Genomic DNA, 4,868 nt, shown 5'->3' with positions numbered 1-4,868 from the left:
CTAATTGAAGGTACAGCTGGATCGTCTACTAATTAGCGAAAGGTTAGGAGACGGTTATCGGCTGTTTTAAGCGTTTTAGAATAGCTTTAGCTACCATCGTATCGGACAGAGCGTAAAACGTATATAAGAGTGGTTTCTAGGCTTTTTAGCAACGGTTTGATAAGTGTTTACAGATGTGTCGATAATGGCTACTGAAAATGAAGACAAGCTATCTACAAAAAATGAGACTGATATTGAGAATGTGAAAACAGGGTTGTCCAGAATGACAGACGAAGATATTCAAAATATCTTTGACCATGCTTTTGAAGATCTTCAAAGATCTAAGCTTGATCCGAACCATGCGAACGTGGAATAACATTAAGTAAATGGACAATTGCATTCTGAGCTACTGATCAGTTTTACAAGTGATTGGTCGATCAAATTATCATCTTAAATCCGTCGGTTTTTTGGTTTTTTCCTTATTATTTAAAATAAAAATATATTTTTTACTTTTAAAAACTTTTAAAGACTTTTAGACAGTCTGTAAGCTTTGCTATTAAAGGGTTACGCACTCTATTATGCTACTTTTATCCCGCATTATGCTACTTTTATCCCGTTTAAATGCTACTTTTATCCCGCATTATGCTAGTATCTTAAAGTAACTAGCATAATGAGGTTGTCATAATGAATGATGTCGAGCTATACGAAAAAAAATATCCTGAAAAATGGATTGTTATGCAGAATAAAATTACTCAAGCTTTTAGAGAGATGTCTATTGATGAGAAGCGCATCATTATTCTAGCGAGCCCATTGGTTAGGGTTAATAATGCTACTGAAAAAACACCGATAGAGGTTGCGTCTTCTGAATTTGCTAAGCTTAGCGGAATAGATAGAAACTCGGCTTATAAGCAAATGAAATCAGCTAGCAAAAAATTAATGAAGCGTACATTCATTTATGAGGATAAGGATGGTGATGATACAGAGGTTCAATGGCTAATCAGGTCGAAATATGCAGATGGCTATATATCGATGCATTTTACAGATGAGGTAATATACTTACTTCAGGTTTTTGATAAGCTCAACCCTTACACTAAATATTTAAAAGAAGATATCTTAAACCTCAAATTGACTTACTCGTTAGACCTTTACCATCTAGCAAAAAAGTCTGAGGGGAAGGGTGGTTTTTCTATGACTTTAGATCAATATAGGCAAGAACTTGGCACGCCTAAGTCGTATGAGCGCATCAACAATTTGAAAGAGAATGCAGTTGATGGACCCATAAAAGAAATTAATCAGAAAACCGACATCAAAATCACCTATGAAAACATCAAACGTGGACGCACAGTTACAGGTTTGACATTCACCGTCAAGGCCAAGCCAACTAAGAAAAAAGGACAGGAGGGCCTAAATCAGAATAATGAGGATAGAGATATCCCACCTCTAACCGTTAAGCAAATTGATCGTTTTGCCCCTTTGTTGGCTAACTACTCACCGTTTGGTAGTTACGCACCATCAGGTAAAAGCACTCAAGAAGTTATTAGTTGGTTACACACTCAATTAAGAGATGAGGCTTTTTTAAAGACCCACAAAAAGCACTTACTGGCGATAGGCTATACGTTCCCTAAGCAGAAATCATAATATGAAAAAGCATGCTTAGTAGTTTTGGCATTACAAATGGTTTATATTGTACGTACATATATAAGCCATTTGTAATGCCATGACGACAACCAATTATAATATCAGGCTCGATCAAGAGCTCAAGGATAGCGCCTTTGCCGTGTTTGAAAGCTATGGATTAACGCCGTCTCAAGCAATCAAATTGTTCTTAACTCAAGTGGCGCAAACCAATACCGTGCCGTTATCCTTTGATTATCAAAAACCCTCTAATCTTAATACGCCGCCACAAACTTCTGCGGGTGATTACGGATTGAGCGGCCAGCGCCATAAATAAATCAGTGTAAAAATAACTGTACAGATATAAGTACAGATATGGTATATAATATCAGTCATACAAATAAAGATGACCAAACACGGAGTAATCGTTATGGATGTTGTGAACTACACTGATTTTAGAAAGGGCCTAGCCAAATATATCGATAAGGTAGATACCGACAAATCGCCGATCGTGATTACTAGACAAAACGCCAAACCTGCGGTACTCATGAGTTTAGAAGAGTTTAATTCATATGAGGAAACGCTTCATCTGCTAAAAAGCCCCACTAATGCCAAGCGCCTCAGACGCTCTATAGCCGATGCTAAGGCGGGTCGTTTAATCGAGCATGACATCAATACGGATGACGCATTATTGACTTGTGATGATGAGGTGGACGCTTGATCTTATCTTGGACACAGGATGCGTGGGAGGACTACGAATACTGGCAAAAAACCAGCAAAGAGAAGGTCAAGCAAATAAGTAAGCTGATTAAAGCCATCAAACGTGATCCATTTGAGGGTATTGGTAAACCTGAACCACTCAAACACGATCTGGCAGGCTATTGGTCGCGTCGCATTGATCAAGAGCATAGACTGGTTTATGAGGTTCAAGATGATGCCATTATCATCGTTCAGTGCCGATATCATTATTAAGTAAACAGTGTTAGTTCACAAAAGTGCTTGATCCTAAGAATCAGGCACTTTTTTATTTTCCATTCTGGCTATGTGTCCTAAAACGAACGAGAAAGCTCTGTAGAGACGTCTAAATATATTGGTTAGTACTTCGACCTAAACATTCGACAACAAACCTTATGTGGTCATACGACGCCATATAATTGCTAATGGTGACTATACCTCTGATCACGTTACCACAGAATAAAATAGTTGCTGTTTTATTCTTACCTAAAAATACACGTATATTATTTTGTATTTATATATACAGATTTAACAGATTTATACGTTTTTCGCCAATCCTCTGTAGCGCTTCATTTATAAGTATTACAGGGGATTTTTTTTATTTAAATGACGACGTTAACCTTGTTATAGGTAGACAAATACCTTGTTGTTTTAGTGTATAGGTAGACATTTAGCTTGTTTTAGGTAGACAAATACCTTGTATATGACGAAAAATTATAAAATTTTTCGTCATATATGTTATATTAGTTAAAACCAAACAAATAGGTCAGGATATGACACCTGAAGAAATGCAGGGTTTTCAAGACAAGCTTAGGCAAGACTTTGGCCATACAATCAGGGTACGCGTTGAAAAACCGCTGACACCAGAGGAGCGTGAGGCTTTAATCAATCATATTAGATACACAAGAAATGATTTCAACGCCTCTATTGAGATTATTGAGCCCATTCCTATTGACTTTGATTTTGAGGTATTGCCTTTTGAAGAAGAGATTCAAAAGCCTATACAAGCCCCTCAAAATGCAAGTTCAGATGCCAGTAGTACAGCATCCGATAAAAAAGACCATAGCAACTGGGTTTATGGGCCGAATTGGATTGTGCTACAAAACAGATTATTAAACGCGATTACAGATTTGACGCATAACGAGAGACGACTGATCATGCTTTTATCGCCAAAGGTTCGAGCTGCCGTTGATAAAAATGCTAATCAGCGGACGTTTATGTTGACAGCTTCAGAGTTTGCCAAAGAATATGGGCTCGAAAAAGATGGTACATACCAGCTGCTAAGTGAGTTATCGGATAGTTTGCTACAAAAAGCGTTTTGGTTTTATGATTTCAAAGCAGATGAGGTCGTCAATAGAAAAGGTAGCAGTTGGGTTGCTGAGTGTGAGTATCTAAAGGGTCAAGGGCGAATAGCGGTGACGTTGACAGATACAGTGACTGAGATGTTAACTGTATTTGATAAGTCAAACACGTTCACGAAGTACGAGAGGCACTATATCGTGGAGCTGGGCTCTTACGGTATTTTAATGTTCGAGCTTGTCAGTAGCTGTTTGCACTTGCAGGGTGGTAAAAAAGCGTACTCAGTTGCGTATCTGCGCCAAAAATTCAACTGCACAGACAAGTATGAGAAAATCACAGACTTTAAAACTAAGGTCTTAGGTAAAGCCATAGCAGAGGTTGAGAAGCACACACCGCTGAAGGTTAGCTATACAGAAAACAAAATCGGCCGAGAAATCAGTGAAATCGTGTTTTGTATTCGGGACACCAGCAGTACAAGCCTTGAAGATATTGTCAAAGTGTTTAGTCCAGCTGAGATTAAAAAATATGGTTGGAAACTTAAAGACAAGCATGAGGTAGTTAGTAATTTTCCTCAATCGATTAAAACGCCGGTTGAGACACAAAAAGAGATCGAGGCGCGTATGGCAAAACCTGAATACTACGCAGAGTATGTGCGCTACTTAAAAAAATTAACTGACTTTGATGAAAAGCTACATATAAAAAATATGCTCAAAAGAGCCAATTAACAGCGCTTTAACCTCACTTGTGACGCACACATCAAAGGGAGTCGATGATAGTGAACTCGTGCGGTCTCTTATGCAAGGCATATTATAGGATTTAGTAGGGAGTATTATGAGCAAGGTTAGCTATAAAATAGACGAATTACCGCCACTAACTGCTAAGTAGCAAGCAGATTCAGAGCATCTAGCCACGCTTAGCGATGACGACATTGATTTATCGGACATTCCAGAAGTCACCGACTGGTCAGGCGCGATCCGTGGCAGTATCAAATCTCAAGCGTTGTCTACGGAAACCAGTGTCATTAGCCCAAGTATCCTTGCCAAATTCAAGGACAGAGCTAAGCAAACAGGCGGTAACTATCAAGACATGATCAACGATGCCCTAGAAGAATACCTAACCGATCACTAGGCATTAAATAACAAGCACATGACCTCAAGATTACTTGGGGTTTTTTTACATTCTATATTGTAGTATGTTGTATATTGTAGTATATTATATACAACATACTACAATATACTATT

Annotated in this window: 6 protein-coding genes; all 6 read left to right on the top strand. The window is 38.3% G+C overall.

Translation table 11 applies throughout. The features are described from left to right. The first annotated feature begins 184 nt into the window (after positions 1-184). The 6 genes from JMX89_RS12625 (at position 185) to JMX89_RS12600 (ending at position 4,352) form a co-directional block, all read left to right on the top strand. A complete protein-coding gene (locus JMX89_RS12625) occupies positions 185-355 on the top strand; it encodes a hypothetical protein (protein ID WP_157292455.1) in 171 nt (56 codons plus the stop codon). A 308-nt stretch (positions 356-663) separates the two neighbouring features. Further along, positions 664-1,617, top strand: coding sequence for a replication initiation protein (locus JMX89_RS12620; protein ID WP_045448300.1), 954 nt, complete (start codon positions 664-666; stop codon positions 1,615-1,617). Positions 1,618-1,696: 79 nt separating this feature from the next. After that, positions 1,697-1,930, top strand: a complete 234-nt coding sequence (locus JMX89_RS12615) for a type II toxin-antitoxin system RelB/DinJ family antitoxin (RefSeq protein ID WP_025652648.1) — start codon at positions 1,697-1,699, stop codon at positions 1,928-1,930. Positions 1,931-2,023: 93 nt separating this feature from the next. Next, on the top strand, positions 2,024-2,314 hold the full coding sequence (locus JMX89_RS12610; RefSeq protein WP_025652647.1) for a type II toxin-antitoxin system Phd/YefM family antitoxin: 291 nt from the start codon (positions 2,024-2,026) through the stop codon (positions 2,312-2,314). Beyond that, a complete protein-coding gene (locus JMX89_RS12605) occupies positions 2,311-2,565 on the top strand; it encodes a Txe/YoeB family addiction module toxin (protein ID WP_025652646.1) in 255 nt (84 codons plus the stop codon). Before JMX89_RS12610 ends, JMX89_RS12605 begins: the two co-directional genes overlap by 4 nt. 536 nt (positions 2,566-3,101) lie before the next feature. After that, the gene (locus tag JMX89_RS12600) at positions 3,102-4,352 is read left to right on the top strand and encodes a replication initiation protein (protein WP_201532546.1); all 1,251 of its coding nucleotides are present in this window, start codon (positions 3,102-3,104) and stop codon (positions 4,350-4,352) included. Positions 4,353-4,868: the final 516 nt, after the last annotated feature.

This window comes from Psychrobacter sp. DD43 (assembly GCF_904846555.1).
Taxonomy (GTDB): domain Bacteria; phylum Pseudomonadota; class Gammaproteobacteria; order Pseudomonadales; family Moraxellaceae; genus Psychrobacter; species Psychrobacter cryohalolentis.
This window is presented reverse-complemented; position numbering and strand designations above follow the sequence as displayed.